The 23,200-nt window shown below is 66.8% G+C and carries 22 protein-coding genes; 14 read left to right on the top strand and 8 right to left on the bottom strand.

Translation table 11 applies throughout. The annotated features are described in order from the left end of the window. Positions 1-174 precede the first annotated feature (174 nt). Positions 175-3,093 (top strand): TonB-dependent receptor, encoded by a 2,919-nt coding sequence (locus ACM0PK_RS04520; protein ID WP_414607455.1) that lies wholly within the window; start codon positions 175-177, stop codon positions 3,091-3,093. Positions 3,094-3,188: 95 nt separating this feature from the next. Here the strand turns inward: ACM0PK_RS04520 and ACM0PK_RS04515 are convergent, their stop codons facing one another. Continuing rightward, positions 3,189-3,446, bottom strand: a complete 258-nt coding sequence (locus ACM0PK_RS04515; protein ID WP_005410930.1) for a DUF2789 domain-containing protein — start codon at positions 3,444-3,446, stop codon at positions 3,189-3,191. 107 nt (positions 3,447-3,553) lie between these two features. Here ACM0PK_RS04515 and ACM0PK_RS04510 point away from each other — a divergent pair, with 107 nt between their 5' ends. Next, positions 3,554-4,141: a biliverdin-producing heme oxygenase gene (locus tag ACM0PK_RS04510; protein ID WP_134971406.1), complete on the top strand. Its 588-nt coding sequence runs from the start codon at positions 3,554-3,556 to the stop codon at positions 4,139-4,141. A 31-nt stretch (positions 4,142-4,172) separates the two neighbouring features. Further along, entirely contained in the window at positions 4,173-4,616 is a 444-nt protein-coding gene (locus ACM0PK_RS04505; protein ID WP_180884762.1) for a YbaN family protein, read from the top strand. 119 nt (positions 4,617-4,735) lie between these two features. Here ACM0PK_RS04505 and ACM0PK_RS04500 read toward each other — a convergent pair whose 3' ends face one another. Continuing rightward, a complete protein-coding gene (locus ACM0PK_RS04500; RefSeq protein WP_134968683.1) occupies positions 4,736-6,763 on the bottom strand; it encodes a sodium-translocating pyrophosphatase in 2,028 nt (675 codons plus the stop codon). A gap of 308 nt (positions 6,764-7,071) precedes the next feature. Here ACM0PK_RS04500 and ACM0PK_RS04495 point away from each other — a divergent pair, with 308 nt between their 5' ends. Then, positions 7,072-7,575 (top strand): hypothetical protein, encoded by a 504-nt coding sequence (locus ACM0PK_RS04495; RefSeq protein ID WP_414607456.1) that lies wholly within the window; start codon positions 7,072-7,074, stop codon positions 7,573-7,575. Positions 7,576-7,647: 72 nt separating this feature from the next. Here ACM0PK_RS04495 and ACM0PK_RS04490 read toward each other — a convergent pair whose 3' ends face one another. Together ACM0PK_RS04490 and ACM0PK_RS04485 are read right to left on the bottom strand one after the other, a co-directional pair. Then, positions 7,648-8,037, bottom strand: a complete 390-nt coding sequence (locus ACM0PK_RS04490) for a DUF488 domain-containing protein (protein ID WP_188240636.1) — start codon at positions 8,035-8,037, stop codon at positions 7,648-7,650. Positions 8,038-8,154: 117 nt separating this feature from the next. Next, positions 8,155-9,411, bottom strand: coding sequence for a 6-phosphofructokinase (locus ACM0PK_RS04485; protein ID WP_005419049.1), 1,257 nt, complete (start codon positions 9,409-9,411; stop codon positions 8,155-8,157). Positions 9,412-9,547: 136 nt separating this feature from the next. Between ACM0PK_RS04485 and ACM0PK_RS04480 the strand changes: the two genes are divergently transcribed. The 3 genes from ACM0PK_RS04480 to ACM0PK_RS04470 all read left to right on the top strand — a co-directional run bounded on the left by ACM0PK_RS04480 (position 9,548) and on the right by ACM0PK_RS04470 (position 12,379). Then, positions 9,548-10,111: an adenylate kinase gene (locus tag ACM0PK_RS04480; protein ID WP_005419045.1), complete on the top strand. Its 564-nt coding sequence runs from the start codon at positions 9,548-9,550 to the stop codon at positions 10,109-10,111. A 328-nt stretch (positions 10,112-10,439) separates the two neighbouring features. Next, complete coding sequence (gene mpl / locus ACM0PK_RS04475; protein WP_414607457.1) at positions 10,440-11,804, top strand: UDP-N-acetylmuramate:L-alanyl-gamma-D-glutamyl-meso-diaminopimelate ligase; 1,365 nt, start codon at positions 10,440-10,442, stop codon at positions 11,802-11,804. Next, positions 11,801-12,379 (top strand): LON peptidase substrate-binding domain-containing protein, encoded by a 579-nt coding sequence (locus tag ACM0PK_RS04470; RefSeq protein WP_414607458.1) that lies wholly within the window; start codon positions 11,801-11,803, stop codon positions 12,377-12,379. The genes mpl and ACM0PK_RS04470 overlap by 4 nt, the downstream gene beginning before the upstream one ends. Positions 12,380-12,556: 177 nt before the next feature. On the opposite strand, the gene ACM0PK_RS04465 is transcribed toward ACM0PK_RS04470, so the two are convergent. Next, entirely contained in the window at positions 12,557-14,554 is a 1,998-nt protein-coding gene (locus ACM0PK_RS04465) for a bifunctional DedA family/phosphatase PAP2 family protein (RefSeq protein WP_032954490.1), read from the bottom strand. 85 nt (positions 14,555-14,639) lie between these two features. Here ACM0PK_RS04465 and ACM0PK_RS04460 point away from each other — a divergent pair, with 85 nt between their 5' ends. Together ACM0PK_RS04460 and ACM0PK_RS04455 are read left to right on the top strand one after the other, a co-directional pair. Then, positions 14,640-15,302, top strand: coding sequence for a serine/threonine-protein kinase (locus ACM0PK_RS04460; RefSeq protein ID WP_049413709.1), 663 nt, complete (start codon positions 14,640-14,642; stop codon positions 15,300-15,302). Continuing rightward, positions 15,299-15,805: a DUF2867 domain-containing protein gene (locus tag ACM0PK_RS04455; RefSeq protein ID WP_414607459.1), complete on the top strand. Its 507-nt coding sequence runs from the start codon at positions 15,299-15,301 to the stop codon at positions 15,803-15,805. The genes ACM0PK_RS04460 and ACM0PK_RS04455 overlap by 4 nt, the downstream gene beginning before the upstream one ends. A gap of 109 nt (positions 15,806-15,914) precedes the next feature. On the opposite strand, the gene ACM0PK_RS04450 is transcribed toward ACM0PK_RS04455, so the two are convergent. Continuing rightward, on the bottom strand, positions 15,915-16,598 hold the full coding sequence (locus ACM0PK_RS04450; protein WP_111200505.1) for a hypothetical protein: 684 nt from the start codon (positions 16,596-16,598) through the stop codon (positions 15,915-15,917). Between the two features lie 108 nt (positions 16,599-16,706). On the opposite strand from ACM0PK_RS04450, the gene ACM0PK_RS04445 reads away from it, so the two are divergent. The 3 genes from ACM0PK_RS04445 (at position 16,707) to ACM0PK_RS04435 (ending at position 19,721) form a co-directional block, all read left to right on the top strand. After that, the gene (locus tag ACM0PK_RS04445) at positions 16,707-17,525 is read left to right on the top strand and encodes an SDR family oxidoreductase (protein WP_414607460.1); all 819 of its coding nucleotides are present in this window, start codon (positions 16,707-16,709) and stop codon (positions 17,523-17,525) included. 93 nt (positions 17,526-17,618) lie between these two features. Then, positions 17,619-18,611, top strand: coding sequence for a YiiG family protein (locus ACM0PK_RS04440; RefSeq protein WP_414607461.1), 993 nt, complete (start codon positions 17,619-17,621; stop codon positions 18,609-18,611). A 159-nt stretch (positions 18,612-18,770) separates the two neighbouring features. Beyond that, positions 18,771-19,721, top strand: coding sequence for a YiiG family protein (locus ACM0PK_RS04435; RefSeq protein WP_065185337.1), 951 nt, complete (start codon positions 18,771-18,773; stop codon positions 19,719-19,721). A 61-nt stretch (positions 19,722-19,782) separates the two neighbouring features. On the opposite strand, the gene ACM0PK_RS04430 is transcribed toward ACM0PK_RS04435, so the two are convergent. Further along, positions 19,783-20,655, bottom strand: a complete 873-nt coding sequence (locus tag ACM0PK_RS04430; RefSeq protein WP_414607462.1) for an ion transporter — start codon at positions 20,653-20,655, stop codon at positions 19,783-19,785. Positions 20,656-20,718: 63 nt separating this feature from the next. Here ACM0PK_RS04430 and ACM0PK_RS04425 point away from each other — a divergent pair, with 63 nt between their 5' ends. Continuing rightward, positions 20,719-21,945: an acetylornithine transaminase gene (locus tag ACM0PK_RS04425; protein ID WP_414607463.1), complete on the top strand. Its 1,227-nt coding sequence runs from the start codon at positions 20,719-20,721 to the stop codon at positions 21,943-21,945. Positions 21,946-21,996: 51 nt separating this feature from the next. Here ACM0PK_RS04425 and ACM0PK_RS04420 read toward each other — a convergent pair whose 3' ends face one another. Then, positions 21,997-22,599 carry an HAD-IA family hydrolase gene (locus ACM0PK_RS04420; protein ID WP_414607464.1) on the bottom strand — a complete coding sequence of 201 codons (603 nt, stop codon included), beginning with the start codon at positions 22,597-22,599 and terminating at the stop codon, positions 21,997-21,999. A gap of 123 nt (positions 22,600-22,722) precedes the next feature. On the opposite strand from ACM0PK_RS04420, the gene azu reads away from it, so the two are divergent. Further along, complete coding sequence (azu, locus tag ACM0PK_RS04415) at positions 22,723-23,172, top strand: azurin (protein WP_088497615.1); 450 nt, start codon at positions 22,723-22,725, stop codon at positions 23,170-23,172. The last annotated feature ends 28 nt before the right edge of the window (positions 23,173-23,200 follow it).

Here is a 23,200-nt window from a genome sequence, read left to right as displayed (position 1 = left end):
GCACCCACCGCGCCCCGTCGGCATCCCCCGCGACCGCAAATCGCTCTTGGGGTTGTCGCGCGCCCAGCCGTCTTACCCGGCGAACGTACCCGCCGTCGCCACGTACGTCGCCGTGTCCGCCCGTGTTGCGGATGACGCCGCGTTCGCGGCACCGATTACCTGACAGGTTCTTCCATGTTCGACTCCCACCGCTCGGGCCGCGTACTGCGCCCGTCCCCTCTGTGCATTGCGTTGCTTGCCGCCGGGCTGGCCAGCACGACGCCACCCGCACTGGCGCAGAGCGCCCGCAGCGACCACGCGGCTGTACTGCGCTTCGAAATTCCTGCACAACCGCTGGATGAGGCGCTGCGCAGCTACATGCGCCAATCCGGCGTGCAGGTCGTGTACCCCGCATCGCTGGCACACGGCGCAACCTCCCACGCGGTCAGCGGCAGCCTGTCGGCCAACCAGGCGTTGCAGCACCTGCTGCAGGGCAGTGGCGTGGCGGTGCGCCGGGTCAGCGCCGATGCGGTCACTCTGGAGGCAGCAACGCCGGTGCGGGCCGACAGCGGTGTGATCGTCACCGGCACGCTGAGTGTGGCCGGCGACCGCGTCGACAGCGGTGCGAACAACGATGAAGCACGCCTGCTCGACAGCTACCGCAGCGTGGGTTCGACCACCACGCTCGACCGCGCGCATCTGGAGCGCTTCCGCGGCACCTCCAACGGTGACATCGTCAAGGGTGTGGCCGGTGTCACCGCCGGTGATCCGCGCGTCGGCAATGGCTTCGACGTCAACATCCGTGGCATCCAGGGCCAAGGCCGCGTACCGGTGATCATCGACGGTGGCCAGTCCAGCATGGACACCTACCGCGGCTATGCGGGCCAGTCACAGCGCACCTACCTCGACCCCGACCTGATCTCCAGCCTGACCATCACCAAGGGCCCGAGCCTGCAGGCCAATGCGTCCGGTGGCATCGGCGGCGTGGTCGAGATGGAGACGTTGAAGATCGGTGACGTGCTGCGCGAGGGCCGCGACTTCGGCGTGCGCGTGCGCGGTGGCCTGGCCAATGGCAGTGCCAACAACCTGCCGTCATACAGTGCGGCGCCGCGCAGCGATCGCAGCGCTACCGGCAGCCAGTTCTTCAACGTGGCCGGTGCCGGTCACTGGGACCGCTTCGACCTGGTTGCGGCCTACGCGTACCGGGACAACGGCAACTACTTCTCCGGCAAGCACGGCTACGATGATTTCCCGCAGACCCGTCGTACGCTGGCGCCGCTGAATCCGCCGCGTACCGAAGTGTTCAATACCTCCTCGCGTTCGAAGTCGGCGCTGCTCAAGGGCACCTGGCGCATCGATGACACGCAGAGCCTGGAAGCCGGCTACCGCCGCTATGAAGGCACGGCCGGCGAGATCATGGCCTCGCAGATCATCCGCGTCGACCGTGACTGCATCCCGCAGTGGGACCCGGGCCACGTCGACATGGACAGCTACACCCTGCGCTATCGCTTCGATCCGGACAGCGAGCTGATCGACCTGCGCGTCAATGCAGCGTACACCGACACCGACAGCGTGATGTACAACAGCCTGACCGGCATCACGCCGTGGTACTTCGATCGCCGCACCGAGTGGTACGACGCGCCCAGTTTCAGTGGCGATCCCGGCTACAAGGATGCCTACCGGAACCCGCTGCGGCAGAAGCGCTTCAACCTTGATGCCAGCAACACCTCGACGTTCGGCACCCGCGCCGGTGCGTTCACGCTCGACTACGGCCTGTCCTACAGCGACGAAGACATCGCCCCGGGCAGCTCGGGCTCGATCATGCACGATGACCTGGTCAACAACCGCTTCCTGCGTAATGCCGAGCGCAAGGAATACAGCGCCGTGGCCGCGCTGAAGTGGCAGCCCGACGAACACTGGGAGCTGCTGGCCGGTGGCCGCTGGAACCGGGTGGACGTGCACGACCGCAACCGGCTGGCCACGCCCGATGCCTACGAGGTGCAGGGCCAGTACCGCTACACCGAGCTGCTCAACGGAAACCCGGCACTGCCCTCGTGGCGCGCCAAGCGCATCGCGTTGCTGAACTGGTATCCGGATGCCAATGGCAATTTCACCCAGGAATCGCTGCTGGCCTCGCCGTACAAGAAGGGCACGGTGGGCGACATCGGTGGGTGGAACTTCTATGACGCCGGCAAGGCGCAGGACCTGGAGGTGCCGGTCAGCTGGAGCTGGTCGCCGCCGATCCGCCGCCGTGATACCGCGTTCTCGCCGACTGCCAGCGTGGCCTACCGCTTCAGCGAAGACACCCTGGTCTATGTGAAGTACGCCGAGGGCACCAAGCTGCCGAGCCTGTTCGAGACCACGCTGGGCCTGTTCACCGCCGCCAAGCCGGTGGGTGAGCTGAAGCCGGAGCGTGCGCGCAGCTGGGAAATCGGTGCCAGCACCCTCCGCTACGACCTGTTCACCGCCGGCGACCGCCTGGCGCTGAAGCTGGCGTATTTCGACACCCGCATCGACGACCTGATCACCCGCGATTACCGCACGCTGTCGGCCGGCCTGATCCGCAACGTCGACCAGTTCAAGGTCTCCGGCATGGAGTTCCAGTCCAGCTATGACAGCGGCAAGGTCTTCGCCGACCTGTCCGCGCACTACTACTTCAAAGCCAAGACCTGCGCGCCGGACATCGCCGCCGAGCGCCGGGCCTATGGCGCACAGCGCAGGAACGATGAGCTGGCCCACACGCCTAACTGCGTGGACGGCGGCTTCGAGGGGTCGTACACCAACACCCAGAACCCGCCGCGCTACATGGTCAACCTGACCCTGGGCTCGCGCCTGTTCGACGAGCGCCTGACCTTCGGCACCCGCGTGGTCCACAACGCCGGCCCGATCAGCACGCTGGACAAGGACTGGAACGTGGGCCTGTCGGCGATCCAACAGCTGTACCGGCCGAACACCTTGGTAGACCTGTTCGCCAGCTGGAGCTTCAACGACCAGCTGTCGGTGGAAGCCGGCGTGGACAACCTGACCGACCGCTATTACCTGGATCCGCTGGCTCTGGGCGTGATGCCGGCGCCGGGTCGCACCGCAAGGCTGGCGTTGACCTGGAAGTACTGATCTGCGGGGTCGGATCCCTTTCCTGCGGAAGGGCTCTGACCCCAGCGGGAGACAACGGTAGCGCCGGGCCATGCCCGGCGCCCCCATCAGGGCACTTACAGCCCGCTCGACGCCTTCACCGCATCTTCGTGCAGCGACTCGTTCAGCTCATCCACCACGGTGGTCCATGCCGCATCGGCCTGCAGCGACTCGGACAGGAACTGGCGCTGGGCATCATTCCAGTACGGCGCCTCGACCACTTCGACGTCGGTGGCCAGCTGGTGCTCGCGGATGAAGCGGGCGATGCCCTCGGCGCTGGCATCCAGGCCCAGCTGCAGGAACAGGTTGGTCATGCGCGGTTCGGTGGTGATCATCGTCGGTTCCGGATGGACAAGGGGATGGCCCATTATCGGTGTAGACGGCCTTGGGGAAAGCCCCGTGGCAGACGTCTACAGCAGGACGACCCTCCTGGCATTCCCCCATGAACGCACACATCGCTCCCGAAGACAGCCGCAGCCTGCGGCTCAAGGCCGCCACCCGCGACAGCCACGGTGCGCTGGACAAGCGCATCATGGCCGGTGACATCTTCGCCGACCGCAGCAACTTCGCCCGTTTCCTGCGCGTCCAGTATCGCTTCCACCGCAGCATCGATGCGCTGTATGTCAATCCTGCGCTGGGCGCACTGCTGCCCGATCTGGGCGCGCGCCGCCGACTGAGACAGGTCGCGCGCGACCTGCAGGATCTGGAGCAGACGCTCCCGGGCGCGGACATCGACGCGCTGCCCTCGGACCTCGCGCTGCCGACTGCGTTGGGTTGGCTGTACGTGGCCGAAGGCTCCAATCTGGGCGGCACCATCCTGTACAAGATGGCGGCCAAGCTCGGCCTGAACCGTGATTTCGGCGCCCGCCACCTGGCCGCCCATCCCGATGGCGCAGCGCGCCACTGGCGCGAGTTCACCGCTGCGCTGGACGCGGTGCCGCTGAGTGCCGAGCAGGACCAGCAGGTGATCGATGCAGCCGACGCTGCGTTCCGCAGCGTGCATCGCCACGTCGAAGTGGAGTTCGCCTGATGCGCGGCGCGTGCCCACAGGTGCAGCGCTGATGCGCTGGCTCTGGTTCGCGCTGGGCTGGCTGATGGTCGGCCTCGGGGTGATCGGCGCATTGCTGCCAGTCATGCCGACCACCATCTTCCTGATCCTCGCGGTGGGCTGCTTCGCGCGCAGCTCGCCGACGTTCGAGCAGCGCCTGCTGGCGCATCCACGCTACGGCCCGTCGCTGCGGCTGTGGCGCGAGCAGGGCGCCGTGTCGGGCAAGGGCAAGGCGTTTGCCAGCGCAGGCATGGCGGCGGGCTTTGCCCTGTTCTGCTGGGGCGCGCATCCGTCGTGGCGCCTGTTGCTCGGCGTGGGCCTGTTCTTTGCCGCCAGCGCCGGTTACGTGCTGAGCCGACCCGCACCACGGCTGGAGTCCAATCCGGTCGTGGAAGTGGACGACGCCAATGATCCTCGCGCGGCCCGCCGCCGCCCGAGGTGGCCGGCGGCCCGGTGAACGTGATGGTGCCCGTGTGGTTCTTCCTGCGCGGGCGGTGATCTCCATCGGGGTCGGATCCCTTTCCGCAGGAAAGGGTTCTGACCCCGTCGAGCCTGCCATCCACGCGTCGCGTGGATCTACAGCAGCGGCACCAGCAGCAGCGCCACGATGTTGATGATCTTGATCAGCGGATTGATTGCCGGGCCGGCGGTGTCCTTGTACGGGTCACCAACAGTGTCGCCGGTCACCGCGGCTTTGTGCGCTTCGCTGCCCTTGCCACCGAAGTGGCCATCCTCGATGTATTTCTTGGCATTGTCCCAGGCGCCGCCGCCGGTGGTCATCGAAATGGCCACGAACAGGCCGGTGACGATCGTGCCGATCAGCAGGCCGCCCAGTGCGCGCGGCCCCAGCAGCAGGCCGACCACTACCGGCACGGCGACCGGCAACAGCGAGGGCACGATCATTTCGCGGATCGCCGAGCGGGTCAGCATGTCCACCGCCTTGTCGTACTGCGGCTTGCCGGTGCCCTGCATGATGCCGGGGATCTCGCGGAACTGGCGGCGCACTTCTTCCACCACTGCGCCTGCCGCGCGGCCGACCGCTTCCATCGCCATCGCACCGAACAGGTAGGGAATCAGGCCGCCGATCAACAGGCCGATGATCACCGTGTGGTCGCTGAGATCGAAGCGGAACTCCTGGCCGGGATTGGCTGCCTGCAGGTTGTGGGTGTAGTCGGCGAACAGCACCAGTGCCGCCAGCGCCGCCGAGCCGATCGCATAGCCCTTGGTCACGGCCTTGGTGGTGTTGCCCACCGCATCCAGCGGATCGGTGATGTCGCGGATCTCCGAAGGCAGCTCGGCCATTTCGGCGATGCCACCGGCGTTGTCGGTGATCGGGCCGTAGGCATCGAGGGCGACGATCATCCCTGCCATCGACAGCATCGCGGTTGCGGCGATGGCGATGCCGTACAGACCGCCCAGTGCGAACGCACCCCAGATCGCCGCACACACCGCCACCACCGGCAGCGCGGTGGATTTCATCGAGATGCCGAGTCCGGCGATGATGTTGGTGCCGTGGCCGGTGGTCGAGGCCTGCGCCACGTGCTGCACCGGCTTGTACTGGGTGCCGGTGTAGTACTCGGTGATCCACACGATCAGGCCGGTCAGGACCAGGCCGATCAGCGCGCAGCCATACAGCGCCGTCGGTCCATGCACGTTGTCGGACATCAGTCCGGTGGTGATCGGGTAGAAGGCGATGGCGGCCAGCACGCCGGAAACGATCACGCCCTTGTACAGCGCGCCCATGATCGAGCCGCCGGGCTTCACCTTGACGAACAGCGCGCCGATGATCGACGCGATGATCGACACGCCGCCCAGTACCAGCGGATACAGCACGGCATTGGCACCGGCTTCGGCCAGCATCAGGCTGCCCAGCAGCATGGTGGCGATGACGGTCACTGCATAGGTTTCAAAGAGGTCGGCCGCCATGCCGGCGCAATCGCCGACGTTGTCACCGACGTTGTCGGCGATCACCGCCGGGTTGCGTGGATCGTCCTCGGGAATGCCGGCTTCGACCTTGCCGACCAGGTCGGCGCCCACGTCGGCGCCCTTGGTGAAGATGCCACCGCCCAACCGCGCGAAGATCGAGATCAGTGAAGAGCCGAAGGCCAGGCCGACCAGCGCGTGCAGCGCCTGTTCCATCGGCAGGCCCATCTGCAACAGTAGTGCGTAGTAGCCGGCCACGCCCAGCAGGCCCAGCCCGACCACCAGCATGCCGGTGATCGCGCCGCCGCGGAAGGCGACGTCCATCGCCGCGCTGATGCCGTTGCGCGCCGCCTCTGCGGTACGCACGTTGGCGCGTACGGACACGTTCATGCCGATGTAGCCGGCCGCGCCGGACAGCACCGCGCCGACCGCGAAGCCGATCGCGGTGTACCAGCTGAGGAACACACCGACCAGCACGAACAGCACCACGCCGGCGATGCCGATGGTCAGGTACTGGCGGTTGAGATATGCACGCGCACCTTCCTGGATCGCGGTGGCGATCGCGATCATGCGCGCATTGCCGGTGGGTTGGCGCAGGATCCAGCGCGCCGAGACGATTCCGAACAGGATCGCGAGAATGGCGCAGCCCAGCGCCAGTGACAGCCCGTGACGTTCCAGCATTAGACCCCTCCGCAGAATGGATGTAGGCATCCAGTGGCGATGAACGGCACCACGAGGGGGACGACGGGCTGCAGCCTGGAACCAACCCGTACCGACCTGGGCGGTCGTCCGACGTATGGCGGTGTTCAGCATTCCCTGGTGCCCGCAGTATGCGTGCCGCCACTTGTAGAGTCGAGCCATGCTCGACTGGCTCCTGGGAGCCGCGGCGCATGCCGTCGGGCCCTGGGCATGATTGGCGAGCCAACGGCCTTTGCACCCCGTTAAGGCAGCCTCTGCAAGCCTGCGCACAGCCCCGTAGGAGATCCCCCATGCGCCTGTCCCTGTTGATGCTTGCCGCCCTGGTCCCGGCCGCACCGGCCTTTGCTGCGGAAACGCCGGAACTGCAGCGTGCGGTCGGTGCGCCGCAGGCGGTGGGCGCGGTGCATACGCTGCGGCAGATCCCCGAGGCCTGCGCGCGGCTGGAAGGTGCGTTCACCGGTGATGCCGTCGCGCCATATCGCTTCTCCGCCGTCCGGACCAGCGAGCAATGCCAGCCACGCGCGCGCTTCGTCGATTACACCAAGGCGCAGCCGAGTGCCGACAAGGGCTGGAAGCTCAATGATGTGATCCGCGTGCCCAACGCCGCGTGCCCGGCGCAGCAGGCGGTGGTGCGGGTGTGGCGCCTGCCGTCGAGCCACAAGGTCGAGCTGGATGGGCAGGGCCAGTCGCGCATCTATCTGGAAGAGGCGAAGAAGCAGGCCGCCGCCGGCCAGATTCCGCAGGTGACGATGTTCGCCGCGCAGTTGCAGATGGAAGGCAAGGCTTGCAATTGAGGTGGCGCGGGCGCTGCGCCCACGCCGTCATCCACGCGTGGTAGTGCCGGCCGCTGGCCGGCATCCGGCTGATCACTCCGCCAGCATTGCCCCGCGCGCCACCAGCAGCTCGCGCAATGCCTTGCGGTGGCAGTGCGCTTCATCCTCGCAGTAGCAGCCCACGCTGATGTCGCTGTGTTGCGACATCGCGGCCAGAAGGTCCAGCGCGTGGGCGGCATCGGGCGCCTTCATCTCGGCCTTGTAATGGCGGAAGAAGGCGGTCCAGTCGGCCGCCGTCGTTGCCTCATGTGCCCGCTTCACCAGCTCCGCGCTGGGTGACAGGGTCGGAAACCAGACGTCGTACCAGTCCTGTCGGGCGAACTCGCTGCGCGGCACGCCGCGCGGCGGCCGCCGCACCGTGCCGATGCGCAGTCCCTCGCCGGGTTGGCGCGGCGTACCGAGTCGAACAACACGCAGTGCCATGCTGATCTCCATGAAAAGGGGACGGAGGGGATTAAGTCGTATCCGACCCACTGCTGATGCTGTTGGAGATGACAGAGGGGCGGATGCGACTTAATCCCCTCCGTCCCCATTTTCAGGTCAGCCTTCGAAGGCCGGCAGTTTCTGCTTCACCGCCACGTTCTTCAGGGTGACGTACTTCGGCAGGCCATCGGTGCCATAGGGAAGCGGTGCTTCGCCCTTGATCAATGGCGACAGGTAGGCGCGCGCCCTGGCCGTGATGCCGAAGCCATCGCGGCGGATGAAGCCGGCCGGCATTTTCTTCTCGTGGTTGGCGATCTTCGACAGCGGCGCCGCTTCGATCTTCCAGCGATAGGGCGCATCGCTGCTGCGCACGATCACCGGCATTACGCCATTCTGGCCCTTCAGTGCCAGCTGCACCGCGGCCTTGCCCACTGCCTGCGCCTGCTCCCAGTCGGTCCTGCTGGCCAGGTGGCGGGCCGAGCGCTGCAGGTAATCGGGCAGTGCCCAGTGCACCTTCAGGCCCAGCTGATCCTTGACCCGGCCGGCCAGGTGCGCCGCCACGCCCCCGAGCTGCGAATGACCGAACGAGTCCTTGCCACCGCCGGCATCGGCAACGAAGCGGCCATCGGCGGTGGCAATGCCTTCCGACGCCACCACCACGCAGTAGCCGACGCGCTCGACCACGGCTTTCACCTTGGCCAGGAACGTGGCCTCGTCGTAGGCGCGCTCAGGCAGCAGGATGATGTGCGGCGCTTCGTCATCACCGTTGCCGGCCAGGCCGGCGGCGGCGGCCAGCCAGCCAGCGTGGCGACCCATCGCTTCGTAGATGAAGACACGGGTGGAGGTTTCGGCCATCGCCGCCACGTCCAGTGCCGCCTCGCGCACCGAGACCGCGGTGTACTTGGCCGCTGATCCGAAGCCGGGGCAGGTATCGGTAACGGCAAGGTCGTTGTCGATGGTCTTGGGCACGCCGATACAGGTCAGGTCGTAGCCGGAGGCCTTGGCCAGCTGCGAGACCTTCAGTGCGGTGTCGGCCGAGTCGTTGCCGCCGTTGTAGAGGAACCAGCGCACGTCGTGGGCCTGCAGCACCTCCAGCAGGCGGTCATAGCGGGCGCGGTCGGCGTCGAGCGATTTCAGCTTGACCCGGCACGAGCCGAAGGCGCCGCCCGGGGTATGGGCGAGGGCGCGGATCGCGGCGGCACTCTCCCTGCTGGTGTCGATCAGCTCCTCGCGCAGCGCGCCGAGGATGCCGTTGCGCGCGGCCAGGACCTTGATGCCCTTGGCCCGGGCCTGCTCGATCACCGCTGCCGCCGTGGCATTGATGACGGCGGTGACACCGCCGGACTGGGCGTAAAGGAGAGTACCGTTGCGCATGCTTCTACCTGCTCGGGGGAGGGGACATTGCAGGGACATTACCCGGATGCGGTAAAGTGGCGCTATTGCGGTGCAGCGATACCGGACCGTCCGGGACGCGAACCTTCTTTGTTTTCAACACGTTGGAGTCAGGTCAATGCGATTGGTTCTGTTGGGACCGCCCGGTTCGGGCAAGGGGACACAGGCGACGCGCCTGAAGGAAAAGCTGGGGATCGCCCACATTTCGACCGGTGACATGCTGCGCGCGGAAATCGCCGCCGGCACCGAGCTGGGCAAGCAGGCCAAGACGGTGATGGATGCCGGCAACCTGGTGTCGGACGACATCCTGCTGGGCATGCTGGAGTCGCGCCTGACCCAGGCTGATGTCGCCAAGGGCTTCATCCTCGATGGCTATCCGCGCAATGTGGCCCAGGCCAATGCGATGGATGGCCTGCTGGCCAAGATCGGCCAGCCGCTGGACGCGGTGGTGCAGCTGGATGTGCCCACCGAGCTGCTGGTCGACCGCATCGCCGGCCGCGCCAAGGAGCAGGGCCGCGCCGATGACAACCCGGAAGCGGTGCGCCAGCGCCTGCAGGTCTACAACGACCAGACCGCCCCGGTGGTCGATTTCTACGCCGGCCGTGGCACCCTGGCCCGCGTCGATGGCGTCGGTGAGCTGGACGAGATCGAAGCCCGCATCCTGGCAGCGATCAAGGCCTGATCCGGCGGGGCCGGCATGCTTCCGGTCCTTCGGGCGCAAAAAACACAGGCCTGGTCCGCGAGGATCAGGCCTGTGTCGTTTGATAGGCGCCAGCGAAGGGCTTGCTCAGGGCCCCGCAGTATGAGCTCCCTTGGGGATGGCCTCTTGGGGAGTAGGACCGGTTCGGGTACTGCGGCTGGCAGTTCGAATTGTGTCCGGGTTCACAGAACATCGCTATCGGGAATTCCCTGACAGCTGATTGGAGTTTTCTCACATCCCGTGTAGGGGTTGTCTTACCCGATAGCGGACATTGGCCCTATACAGCCGTCATCGGTCACAATCCTCGGTCATGAGCAGCGTACATATCCTTGCAATTGCCGGCACCTTCATGGGCGGCGTGGCCGCCCTGGCGCGGGAACTTGGGCATTCCGTCAGCGGCAGCGACCAGGCCATCTACCCGCCGATGTCGACCCAGCTCGAACAGCTGGGCATCACACTGGACCAGGGCTACCGTGCCGACAGCGTGCCGGCCGGTACCGACGAGGTGGTGATCGGCAACGCGCTGTCGCGCGGCAATGCCGCCGTGGAAGCCGTGCTCGATGCCGGCCAGCGCTATATCTCCGGCGCGCAGTGGCTGTCCGAGCAGGTGCTGCCGGGCCGCGACACGCTGGCCGTGGCCGGTACCCATGGCAAGACTACCACCACCACCATCCTCACCTGGCTGCTGGAAAGTGCAGGGCGCTCGCCGGGCTTCCTGATCGGCGGTGTCGCCGAGGATTTCGGTGTCTCCGCCCGCCTGGGCCAGGGGCGCGAGTTCGTGGTCGAGGCCGATGAGTACGACACGGCCTTCTTCGACAAGCGCAGCAAGTTCGTGCACTACCGGCCGCTGGTGGCCATCCTCAACAACCTTGAGTACGACCATGCCGACATCTTCCCGGACGTGGCCGCGATCCAGCGCCAGTTCCACCATCTGGTGCGTACCGTACCCGCACGTGGCCGGCTGATCGTCAACGGCGAGGATCAGTACCTGGCCGAAGTGCTGGCGATGGGCTGCTGGACCCCGGTCGAGCGCTTCGGCTTCGATCCGTCGCTGGAATGGCATGCCGAGCTGCTGGCCGCCGATGGCAGCGCGTTCCGCGTGCACCATCGTGGGCAGGCGCTGGGTGATGTGCAGTGGTCGCTGCTGGGCCGCCACAACGTGCTCAATGGATTGGCCGCGCTGGCCGCCGCGCATGCAGTGGGCGTGGCACCTGCCCAGGTTATTCCGGCGCTGGCACGCTTCCGCAGCGTCAAGCGCCGCATGGAAGTGATCGGCAGCCATGACGGCATCACCGTCTATGACGATTTCGCCCACCATCCGACTGCGATCGCCACCACGCTGGAGGGCCTGCGTTCCAAGGTGGGTGATGCGCGCATCGTGGTCGCGATGGAGCCGCGCAGCAACTCGATGCGGCTGGGCGCACATGCGCAGGCGCTGGCTCCCTCGCTGGCGCTGGCCGATGAAGTGGTGTTCCTGCATCGCCCGGAACTGGCCTGGGATGCTGCGGCGGTGATCGCCGCGGTGCGTGGCGAAGCCCACGCGGTGCCCGATACCGACGCATTGCTGACGCAGCTGCAGGCCAGCGCGCGCAGTGGCGACCACGTGGTATTCATGTCCAACGGTGGCTTCGACGGTGCCCCGCGCCGCTTCCTCGCCGCGCTGCAGGCCCGATGAGCGGCGACGGCTCGCTGCCGCTGTTCCCGCTGCACACCGCGCTGGTACCGGGTGCAGCGGTAGGCCTGCGCGTGTTCGAGCGGCGCTATCTGGACCTGGTCCGCGACAGCGGCCGCAGTGGTGAGGGATTTGGCGTCTGCCTGATCCTCGAGGGCGAGGAGGTCGGCGCACCGGCGACACCGGCCGCCTTTGGCGTGCAGGTACGCATCGAAGACTTCGATGTCGGCGCCGACGGCGTGCTGCAGCTGCGCCTGCGCGGCACCCGCCGCTTCCATGTCGAGCGCACCCGCGTGCGCGACAACGGCCTGGTGGTGGCTGATGTGCGCTGGTGCGAGGAAGACCCCGATGACGAACTGCGGCCGCAGCATGCACTGCTGGCCACGGTGCTGGGGCACATCATCGAGCAGGCCGGCGAGGCCTATGCGCCGGCCAATCCGGCGCTGCTGGACCAGACCAGCTGGGTCGGCTGGCGGCTGGCCGAGCTGCTGCCGCTGAGCGAGCAGCAGCGCCTTCAGCTGCTGCAGATGGACGACCCGCACCAGCGATTGCAGCAGCTGCTGGGCTGGATGCCGTAGCAGCCTGCCTCGGGTCGCTGTGCACCTTGGTGCACATGCTGGGGCATGCGTGCAATGCCATCCACGCATCGCGTGGATCTACTGCAGCGCCGAGCCCATGCTCGGCGTGTTGGGTCGTGCGAAGCGCAGCCGAGCATGGACTCGGCGCTACAGTGGGTGATCGCGCACCGGTATCCGTCAGGGCGTGGTGGTCTTCAGCCGCAGCACCGGCAACCCGGTTTCGCTGTGCACGTCCTCGCGCTGCGGCAGGTCCTGCACGGCGTCCTTCACGGCATTCAATGCCGGGTCGACACCACGCAGCGGGTGCCACATGCCGATCCACTCGAAATGGCGTTCGTAGCGCAGGGTCTGTGCACTGCCCAGCCACAGCGGCGTGTTGCCCGGCTGCAACTGCGCAGGGGCCGGCCACAGGCGCAGTACGTAGCGCTCATCACGGTGTGTACCCGGGCGTACCATCAACAGCGCTTCCACGCGGGTTTCCAACGTCGCCGGCAGCACCGGCAGTTCATCGGCGCCGGTGTTCTTGTCCAGCATCAGCAGCGCCTGCTGCCAGCCAGCCTGCTCCTGCCGCTTCCAGCCGCGCGCTTCCAGTTGCGCCTGCAGCGGTGCCAGCGGACCGGCCACCTGCACGTCCAGCGGCCAGCGCTGGTCGTCATCGAACTCGTTGCGGCGCGCCGGCAGTGTCGCCCAGTCGTGCTGCCACCAGGCCTGCGTGTCCATTGCCTGCGGGGCCGGCAAGGTCGGCTCGAAGCGTTCCAGCTTCACCGGGATGTTGCGCGGTGCGTACCACATCGCGGCGACGGCGAAGACGCCGTAGAACAGCCATGCCACCGGCTTCACCCAGAACGAGCGGTTGAAGCGGCGGCGGTAGGCGATGCCCAGCACCAGCAGCCAGAACGTGCCGAACAGCATGCCGCCGATTACATCGCTCAGCCAATGCGCGCCCAGGTACAGGCGCGAGAAACCGATCAGGCTGACCACGATGCCCGACACCAGGTACGGCCAGACGCGGGTACGGCCGGGCATCTCGCGGGCGATCAGCACCGCGAAGAAGCCGAAGGTGATGGTGGCCATCGTCACCGACACCGACGGGAAGCCGAAGCCACTGCTGGCGTCGACCGGGCGCACCACATCGACGGTAGCGCCGAGCAGCATGGTCAGTGCCAGGCCGAAAGCCAGCGCGGCCAGCCAGTGCGCGGCCGCCATCCAGCGCCGGCGCCAGACCAAGTAGCCCATCGCCGCCGCAGTGGCCGGCAGCAGTACCTGCCAGGCGCCCAGCGACGCCAGCGCGGCCATCGGGTAATCGGCCAGGGGGTTGCGCAGGGCCAGCATGGCCTGGTGTACCAGCAGGTCGATCGCCAGCGGCTCGCCATGCGCAACCACCACGGTCAGCAGCGCGAACCAGCCCCAGCCCAGTACCAGCAGCATCAGTGCCAGCATCGCCAGCGGCACCGACTCGCGCCGCTTCGGGTCCAGCACACCGACGGTGTAGCGGCCCAGCGTCGGATGGCGGTTGGACCAGTCCAGCAGCCGCGCCAGCCAGTTGTCCATGCGCGCGGCCGACCAGCGGTAGCCGTACAGCACGATGGCCCAGACCAGGCCGAGGATCACCGCCAGCAGGCCGACCACCACCACCAGCCGACCGGCTACCGCGGCCACCGCGTCATAGGCCTCGCCAAGAATCCAGCCCGGGGCCAGGAACAGCACCGCCCATGAAATGCTGGCGATACCACTGGCCTGTACATAGCGGCTGGCTGGCATCTTCATCATGCCCGCGATGGCGGGCACGAACGGCCGGATCGCGCCGACGTAGCGTGCCACCAGAATGCTCTTGAACGCATTGCGACGGAACAGGTTCTCGCCGCGGTCGAGCAGCTGCGGGTAACGGCTGAACGGCCAGACGCCACGCAGGCGGTCTCCCCAGCGGCGCCCGATCCAGTAACTGATGCCATCGCCGGCGAATGCGCCCAGTGCGGCCGCCGCCACCGCGTACGGTCCGGAGATCTGGCCCAGGCCGATGAACACGCCTACCGCGAACAGCAGCGGCAGCGCCGGCACGATGGCGCCGAGAATGATCACCGCATCGCAGAAGGCGATGAGGAAGATAACGGCACCCGCCAGCACGGGGTGAGCGGCAATCCACGCAAGCGTGGCGTCGATCCATGAAGAGTCCATTGCCCGATTATAGGGGCGTGAAGGTGACTGGTTCCCAGCCGCTTGGTGACCGTTTGCAACCGGCGCCATCGCCTAGAATGGGCCCATGCCGCATACGCCAGACACGCCACCGCATGCTTTGAAGGCCGATAGCTTCGGTCGCATCCTCCGTGTGGAAGGGCCTGCCGGCCCCTTCGTACGCCGTGACCTGGGCGCCACGCCGCTGTGGTTGCGGCTGCCGGCCTGGTGGCTGGCCCGCCGCGAAGCGCGCGCGCTGCGCCATATCCACGGCATGGCCGACGTGCCGCAGCTGCTGGCGTGGAATGGGCATCATCTCGACCGCAGTTTCATGGCCGGCGACGCCATGTACCAGCGCCCACCGCGTGGCGACCTGGCCTGGTTCCGCGCTGCGCGTCGGCTGCTGCAGCAGCTGCATCGGCGCGGCGTGGCCCACAACGACCTGGCCAAGGAAGCCAACTGGCTGGTGACCGAAGACGGCCGCCCGGCATTGATCGATTTCCAGCTGGCAGTGATCGGCAACCCGCGCTCGCGCTGGATGCGCCTACTGGCCCGCGAGGACTTGCGCCACCTGCTCAAGCACAAGCGCATGTACTGCCGTGAGTCGCTCACCCCAGTGGAAAAGCGGGTGCTCAAGCGCACCTCATGGGTGCGCGAACTGTGGTTCGCCACCGGCAAGCCGGTCTACCGCTTCGTTACCCGTCGCATCCTGCATTGGGAAGACAACGAGGGGCAGGGGCCCAAGCCGTGAGTCCACTGCAGGTAGTGACCGGCCCACCGAGTGCGGGCAGCGTCCTGCACCCACAGCTGGCCGGCGCCGACTTCGTGCACGCCTGCCAGGCAACGACCCATCGTGATGGGCGCTCGGCCTTGCAGGCCTATCGCGATATGGCCGCGACCATTCCCGGCTGGTTCGATGGGCTGATGGCGCTGCGCAACCACGGCATGCGCCTGCTCGGCATGAAGCACCTGGGCTCGTTGCGCGCGGTGCAGGATGTTGCGGATCCTCAACCCGGGCAGCGGTTGGGCATCTTCACCCTGCAGTCGCTCAGTGACGATGCCATCGTGCTGGAAGACGACGACCGCCACCTGCGTGTGCAGCTGGCCCTGCAATGGCAGGGTGACGTGCTGGAAGTGGCGACCGTGGTGCATACGCACAACGCGTTCGGGCGCATGTACATGCTGCCGGTTGCACCCGTGCATCAGCTGATCGTGCCGCATCTGCTGAGGAAGCAGGCGCAGGCGTACCGGTAGATCCACGCGATGCGTGGATGCGCCGGGGAGAACCGTATTGTAGAGCCGAGCCATGCTCGACTGCATTCAATGAGCCGAGCATGGCTCGGCTCTACAGAGGCTTGTGACCTTACGGCGTCGCCGGCACTACCTGCTGGCCGATGAAGTTGCGCTTGGCGTCGAAGTCGTAGGCGATCTGCAGCTGGCCCACATCCGGGCAGGCGTGGCAGTCGCGCAGCGGCGTGCGGTACAGCAGGCGGATGCCGCCGTTCTCCAGCGGCGTGGCTCCGGCCGACTGCGCCGGTGCGAACGGCGTGGCCTGTGGGTGGTCCTTCAGCAGGGCCTGCACGGTGGGGTCGGCACGCAGGGTGTCGTCCAGCTGCACGGCATCCACGTCGATGCGCTTGCCGGTGGCGTCGACCAGGCGGGTGCCCTCGTTGGTGTTGGCGCGGAACGGATACTCGACCGTGGCGATGCCCAGGCCTTCGTTCTCATGCCAGGCCGTCACGTAGGCCAGCTCGCCGCCGGTGGACAGCTGTTCGGCGGCGATGATCGCATCGGCGCTGGCGCCACCAGCGCGCATCGCATCGCGCAGGCACTCACGCGTGGCCGCATTCTCGCCCTGGCGGCAGGCGTTGAGGTCGCCATCCCACACCACTGCCTCGCTCCAGCGCAGCTTGCCGTCCGCGGCGGCTTTTTCTGCGCTGGGCGTGTCACCGGCCGACGGTTCCTTGCCGGGTTCCGGCGAACGGCCTTGGCAGGCGGTCAGCAGGGCAAGCCCCAGGGCAGGCAGCAACAGGCGGGAACGGCGCATGGCGTGGACCTCGTGCGTTGGCTGGAGGCCCGAGTATCGTCAAGGGCGGGTGAACTCCGCGTCGGCGCGGCATACTGGCGGCTCATTGCATACGCTGGAGTGTGGAACGTGGGCAGTCTGCAGGGCAAAACGCTTTTCATCACGGGTGCCTCGCGTGGCATCGGCCTGGCCATCGCACTGCGCGCTGCGCGTGACGGGGCCAACGTGGCCATTGCGGCCAAGTCGGCGGTGCCGAACCCGAAGCTGCCGGGCACCATCCATACCGCGGCCGAAGCGGTAACAGCCGCGGGTGGCCAGGGGCTGGCGCTGAAGTGCGATATCCGCGAGGAAGAGCAGGTGCAGGCCGCGGTTGCGGCCACGGTCGACACCTTTGGGGGCATCGACATCCTGATCAACAACGCCAGCGCGATCTGGCTGCGTGGCACGCTGGATACGCCGATGAAACGCTTCGACCTGATGCAGCAGGTCAATTCGCGCGGCAGTTTCCTGTGCGCGCAGGCCTGCCTGCCGTACCTGCTGCAGGCGCCGAATCCGCACATCCTGACCCTGGCGCCGCCGCCGAGCCTGGAACCAAAGTGGTGGGGCGCGCATACCGGCTACACGCTGGCGAAGATGGGCATGAGCTTCGTCACGCTCGGCCTGGCCGCGGAATTCGGCCCGCAGGGGGTGGCGGTGAACGCGCTATGGCCGCGCACGGTGATCGCCACCGATGCAATCAACATGATCCCTGGCGTGGATGCGGCCGGCTGCCGCACGCCGCAGATCATGGCTGATGCCGCGCATGCGGTGCTGGTGCGCGAAGCGGCGGGCTTCCATGGCCAGTTCCTGATCGACGATGACGTGCTGGCGCAGGCGGGTATCACCGATCTTTCGGGCTACGCAGTGGATCCATCGCGTCCGTTGCTGCCGGATCTGTTCCTGGATTGATCGCGCGTCGCCGGAAGAGGCCGAGGGCTGCGACCTTCGGCCTGCTGCGCTAGAATGCGCGGCTGTAATCGTTTTCAACAGGGATGTGAGCACATGTCACGCACTCTTTCGGTCGCGGCGCTGGTCGCTTCGCTGTCGTTGATCCTCGTCGCCTGCGGTGGCAAGGCACCCGCCGCTGCGGGCGGCGCCGCTGCCTCCGGCACGCCGGACGCCAGCGCGGCGCCGTCCGACCCGCAGCAGCAGTTGACCGCCAAGCTCAACGCCTACATCGGCTGCTTCAACGCGCTTGATTCGAAGACCCACGGCAGCATCGAGTCCTATACGCGCTGGATCAAGGATGTCGCCGCCGGCCCGACCGGTCGCGAGACACAGGTGTACGGTCCGTTCGAGATCAGCGATTACGACATGAAGCAGTGCGATGCCCCCGTGACCGAGGCGATGGCTGCCAAGCCAGTGCTGGCCGAACTCGATGCTGCTGCTGGCCACTACCAGCAGGCGCTGAAGGCACTGGTGCCGATCAGCAAGGACGCGCACGACTACTACGATCGCCAGGACTACGAAGACGACCAGTTCGCCAAGGGCAAGCAGCTGCACGCGCCCCTGATGGTCGCCTTCAAGGATTTCGTGGCTGCCAGCGAAACGTTCAATGCCGAGCTGGAGCGCCAGAACGACGCCGCCCAGCGCGAGCAGCTCAAGGTATTGGAACAGGCCGAGGGGCGAACGCGCGAGTACTACCGTCTGGCGATGATGCTGGAAGCCAAAGCGATCGTGGAGCTGATGAGCGAGGACGACTTTGATCCGGCCCAAGCCCGTGAACGACTCGACGCCTTCAACCGTATTTCCGACGAGGCGCATGCCAAGGTGGCCGATCAGGAGCCGGGCAAGCTGGACTGGAACAGCTTCGAGCGCGAAGCCGAGAACTTCCGTCGGGAAGGCAAGGAGCGGCTGCAGCGGGTCAGCAGCAAGACGCCCTACAGCGATTTCGAACGGCGCATGCTGGATTCGCCCTCGATGGCGCCACGCGGCTCGGCCAGCAAGCTGATGCAGGAATACAACTCGCTGGTTTTCCAGAGCAACCGCCAGTAAGCGCAGCGTCCATCGTGTCATTTGTGTCGCAATCGAACAGGTCGATTGCGACGCATCGCATCGCACACTTCCGAACGGCAGGGCCTTTGCGAGGCCGCCGATGCGGGTGCTTGCGTCATGCGCGAGGATATCTACCGCCTCTTTCTGCAAGGAATCGATTTGAACGCTTCTGTACGCCTGCTTCCCCTTCTTCTGCTCGGCACGCTGGTCGGTACGGCCGGTTGCGACAAAGTGCCGGGGCCGGCGGCGGCCGATCCCGGCCTGGAGAAGGTCAACGCCTACATCGAGTGCTACAACGGCGTTGAACAACCCATCCACGAAGGCTTCCAGACCTACACCGGCTGGATGAAGGATCCCGAAGCCGGTCCGACCGGCAAGGAAACGCAGCCGCGCTCACCGGGCAAGGTGCTGTCGCACCGCGTGGAGTACTGCGGCCAGGCGCTGACCGATGCGCTGGCAAAGAACCCGTCTACCGCGCTGGATGCACCGGCGCGTGACTACCAGCAGGCCTTCCAGTCGCTGTACGCGCTGATCGAACGCGCCGACGGCTACTTCACCCGTGAGGACTATCGCCGCGATGGTGGTGAAGGCCTGCGCAGCCAGCACGCGCCGTTGATGCAGGCCTATGCCGGGTTCTTCAAGGCCAGCGAGGCACTGGATGCGGCACTGGAGAAGAACGAGAACGATCGTCGCGCGGCACAGCTGAAGCAGATCGAGGAGAGCGAAGGCCGTTCGCTGGCCTACTACCATCTGCGCCTGCTGGGCGATGGCAAGCAGCTGGCCATGGCCTTCCAGGGCGACGCACCGGATCTGGCGGCGTTGCGCGTACAGCTGGCCGATTACCAGGCGCTGGTGACGGAAATCCAGAACTCCGGGGTGGGCAAGGACGACCCGATGTGGGGCCACGTGCAGCGTTCAGCGGACAAGCTGGTACGCACCGCCGGGCGCGGCGTGGAGCGTCTGCAGCAGGGCAAGCCGATCACCGCCGAAGGGCTGGCTGCCGAGCGCAAGGCCTCCGGCAGCTGGGACACCTCGGCGCCGGAAGGTGCGCAATCCACTCTGCTGGACGCCTACAACGATCTGGTCTCCACCAGCAACCGCCTGCGATGAGCAGCGCGCGCATCCATGCATAAGCGCCAAGGGTAGTGCCGGCCGCTGGCCGGCATGCGCCTCAATGGTTGAACGGATCCGGTAGCTGACCGCCGCACTTGCGGCAATACCGTGCATCCGGCTCGTGGCCTTCCAGCCCACACTCCGGGCAGCCACGCGCATCGCGGCGCGCGGCCAGTTCGGCTTCGCGCATGGTGCTGGCCAGTTCGGCGGTGTAGATGCCGGTGGGCACGGCGATGATGCTGTAGCCGATCAGGATCAGCACCGAGGTGACGAAGCGGCCAAGCACGGTCTGCGGCACGATGTCGCCGAAGCCGACCGTGGCCATGGTCACCACCGCCCAGTACATGCTGGCCGGGATGTTGGTGAAGCCGTGTTCGGGGCCCTCGATCACGTACATCAACGCGCCGGCGATGATGGTGATGGTGATCACCGTGAACAGGAACACCAGCACCTTGCGGCGGCTGCGCCACAGCGACGTCATCAGGACGCCGCTTTCCTCGATGTAGCGGGTCAGCTTGAGGATGCGGAACACCCGCAGGATGCGCAGCGCACGCACCACCAGCAGGCTCTGCGCGCCGGGGATGAACATCGACAGGTAGGCGGGCAGGATCGACAGCAGGTCGATGATGCCCCAGATGCTCACCGCGTAGCGCAGCGGCCGCTTGACCACCGCCAGCCGCAGCAGGTACTCGGCGGTGAAGATGATGGTGAAGCCCCATTCCAGGATGTACAGGCCGGTGGACCACTCGGCATGCAGGTGCTGCACGCTGTCGATCATCACCACCAGGATGCTGGCGACGATCGCCACCACCAGGATCAGGTCGAAGTTGCGCGAGGGCCGCGAGTCATGGCGGTAGATGATGTCGAACCACCGACGACGCCAGCCGGTCTCGGTGGCGGGATTCAGCTGGGGGGCGGAAAACGGTCGCATGGGCGCATTGTGCCGCAGGGGTTCCGGCGCGAGAATGGGCATTCCTGAATCCTGCCGACTGCCATGACCGCCGCGACCGATCCGCTGATCTCCCTTTCGCACTATTACCTGCCGGTCTACAAGCCCCGCCAGGTGGTACTGGAGCGAGGCCAGGGCGCCCGCGTGTGGGACAGCCAGGGGCGTGAGTTCATCGACCTGGCTGCGGGTATCGCGGTGTGTGGCCTGGGCCACAACGATCCGGACCTGGTGGCCGCGCTGGTCGAGCAGGCCGGCAAGCTCTGGCACACCAGCAATGTGTTCTACAGCGCACCGCCGCTGCATCTGGCCGAGGAGCTGGTGAAGGCCAGCCGCTTCGCCGAGCGCGTGTTCCTGTGCAATTCCGGCGCCGAAGCCAACGAAGTGGCGATCAAGATGGTCCGCAAGTGGGCCTCCAGCCAGGGCCGTCCCGCCGACAAGCGGGTGATCATCACTTTCCGTGGCAGCTTCCACGGCCGCACGATGGGCGCGGTGACCGCCACCGCCCAGCCGAAGTACCAGGAAGGCTACGAGCCGCTGCCCGGTGGCTTCCGCTACATCGATTTCAACGATGAGGTGCAGCTGGAAACCGCGATGGCCGCCGGAGACGTGGCGGCGGTGATGCTGGAGCCGATCCAGGGCGAGGGCGGCGTGATGCCGGCCAAGTCCGGTTTCCTCAAGCGCGTGCGTGAACTGTGCGACCAGCACAACGCACTGCTGGTGCTGGACGAGATCCAGGCCGGCATGGGCCGTACCGGCACGCTGTTCGCGCACTGGCAGGATGATGTGGTGCCGGACATGGTCACCCTGGCCAAGGCACTCGGTGGCGGCTTCCCGATCGGCGCGATGCTGGCCGGCCCGAAGGTGGCCGAGACCATGCAGTTCGGCGCGCACGGCACCACCTTCGGCGGCAACCCGCTGGCCGCTGCGGTGGCCCGCGTGGCACTGCGCAAGCTGGCCTCGGCGGGGATCGCCGCCAATGTCAGCCGCCAGTCGAAGGCGCTGCGCGATGGCTTTGCCCGCATCAACGACGAGTTCGGTGTGTTCAGCGACGTGCGTGGCCGCGGCCTGATGCTGGGCGCGGTGCTGGGCAAGGACTTCGCCGGCCAGGCCGGGGCGATCCTCGACCATGCCGCCGAGCACGGCCTGCTGACCCTGCAGGCCGGCCCGGACGTGCTGCGCTTCGTGCCGTCGTTGAACATCACCGACGAAGAGGTGGCCGAAGGCCTCAAGCGCCTGCGCGCAGCGATTGCGGCGTTCATCGCCGCGCGCTGAAGCCGGCAGCGGCATCTGTAGAGCCGAGCATGGGCTCGGCTCCACAGTGGTTCACGCAATCCGATAGCGCTTCAACACCTTGCCCAATCCACGGCCATCGCGCACGGTTTCCGCGTGCAGGCCGGCGGCGCGTGCACCGCGCACATTGGCGAACAGGTCATCGACGAACAGCGTGCGCGAAGGCGCCACGCCGAGGGCCTCAAGCGTGCGCAGGAAGACCTCCGGTGCGGGTTTGCGCAGGCCGAAATCGGCGCTGCAGAACACGCGTCCCTGCAGCGCAGGGAACAGTTCCGGCAGCAGGGTGGGCAGCGCCTGCACCATCAGCGCGCCATTGTTGGTCAGTACCGCCAGCGGCAGCTGCAGAACCTGCAGCCGCTGCAGCACCGCGTGCTGCGGATGGCTGGCCGCTTGGCGTGCGGCGATCCAGCTGGGTACATCGATGGTCCTGCCCAGGCACTCCCCCAGCTGCGCCAGATAGACCGGGCCATCCAGCGTGCCGTTGTCATGCGCCGCTTCCAGTCCGCTGTCATACAGCGCGGCCTGTACGGCCTGCGTCGGAACCTGCAGTGCCTGGGCCAGGTGCAGCACGCGCTGCGCGCGCTGGTACTGCACCAGCACGCCATCCACATCCAGCAGCAACAGGTCGATCCGCATCGGTCGAGCATGCCATTGCAGTGAGTGCGCGGGAAACCCTGGAGTAGGCATGCGACAGACGGTCGCAGACGCGGCCGCAGGGGCCTGCCTAGAATGGTGCTTGAATCCGCAGGAGAGGCAACGATGAAGGCTTGGTGGGTGGCAGTGGGACTGGGCGCGCTGATGCTGGCGCCGTCGGCGATGGCGCGGGTGTGTGCGGTGAGCATCGACAGCACCGACCAGATGAGCTTCAGCACTCGCGAGATCAAGCTTGCCGCCGACTGCACTGCCGTGGACCTGACCCTGCGCCATACCGGCAAGCTCGCCGCTACCGCGATGGGCCACAACTGGGTGCTGACCCGCACGGCCGATTACCAGCCGGTGGCGATGGCGGGCATGCGCATGACCCTGGCCGACAGCTACCTGCCGAAGGCCGACAAGCGCGTGCTGGCGCACACCAAGGTGATCGGCGGTGGCGAGATCACGCGCGTGCGTTTCTCTACCCAGGGTCTGCAGAAGGGCGGTGACTACACCTTCTTCTGCTCGTTCCCCGGCCACTTCGCGATGATGAAGGGCAAGTTCGTCTTCGGTTGAAAAAAGGGGACGGAGGGGATTAAGTCGT

The organism is Stenotrophomonas sp. FR010 (genome assembly GCF_047520755.2).
Taxonomy (GTDB): Bacteria; Pseudomonadota; Gammaproteobacteria; order Xanthomonadales; family Xanthomonadaceae; genus Stenotrophomonas; species Stenotrophomonas sepilia.
The sequence above is the reverse complement of the archived record's forward strand: the minus strand, read 5'-3'. Positions and strand labels throughout refer to the sequence as shown.